Genomic DNA, 1,153 nt, shown 5'->3' on the forward strand with positions numbered 1-1,153 from the left:
AAAACTTCCATTAGTTCGCAATATGTGAACAGTGTAAGGCATATGGCTCTTGTTCGCAATATGTGAACCGGGGCCATTAATATTTTGTGTCTGCGCCCTACTCTTTTGGAAAACTAGAACATTGGCCTTGCGGGTAAACCGTTCATAGGATCCAAGAAAATTTTTCTCGATATCTTACATTACCTAAAAGAGGAAAACCGACATAACGCGAGCATCGCTTTCCATGCCTATTTGCCTGGCTTTTCTTATATTACAAAAGACCCGAAAGCCGACATAACACTTTGCTAAGTTGGCTGATCATTCTTTATTCGATATCCTTGTGTCATCAACACAAGGATTGAATCGACCAGCTTTAACTAAACACTTTTCTGTTTGAATTCTTCTAACTTTTCATAAGCCAGTGGAGGCATATTATTAGCTTCCCCATGCTTACGTCTAGAGTTATAAAACATTTCAATGTAATCAAAAATATCTGCTCGTGCGTGCTCTCTTGTTGAGTAGATTTTCCTCTTTACTCTCTCACGCTTGAGAAGCTGAAAGAAGCTCTCCGCTACTGCGTTATCATGGCAATTTCCTCGCCGACTCATACTCGCTTTAAGGTTGTGAGCGCTTAGAAAGTCATTCCATTCGTAACCCGTAAACTGACTGCCTTGATCAGAGTGTATTAACACCTGGTTCCGCGGCTTTCTTCGCCACACTGCTGCAAGAAGAGCTTGAGTAACAAGCTCGGATTCCATTCTTGAGCTCATAGACCAACCAACTACGGCACGAGAATATAAGTCCAGTACCACAGCAAGATAGAGCCAACCTTCGTGAGTTCTGATATAAGTAATATCAGTCACCAAAGTTTGGTTTGGCATGGCTACAGAAAACTGGCGATCTAATACGTTGCTTGCGACGATTGCGGGTTTGCCGCCATAGTGGCCTCTATGCCTTCTGTAACCTACTTGAGCCCTGATTCCTTCCTGCTTCATCAATCGTGCAACGCGATGTTTGCAGCAGGTTTCACCTAAGTCACGCAGATCGCTCGTTACTTTCCGGTAGCCGTAAACACAACCACTTTCCAACCAAGAATGCTTGATAAGCCCTGTCAGTCGTTCATCTTCAATCTGGCGCTTTGACTTGGGCTGATTCAGCCAAGCATAAAAGCCAC

At 43.6% G+C, this 1,153-nt stretch carries 1 protein-coding gene; it reads right to left on the bottom strand.

Annotated features, from left to right (window positions below; translation table 11 throughout):
- Positions 1–356: 356 nt before the first annotated feature.
- Positions 357–1,153 (bottom strand): IS3 family transposase (locus A3735_RS05415; RefSeq protein WP_068637705.1); only part of this gene is annotated, 797 nt, incomplete at its 5' end.

This window comes from Oleiphilus sp. HI0061 (genome assembly GCF_001635675.1).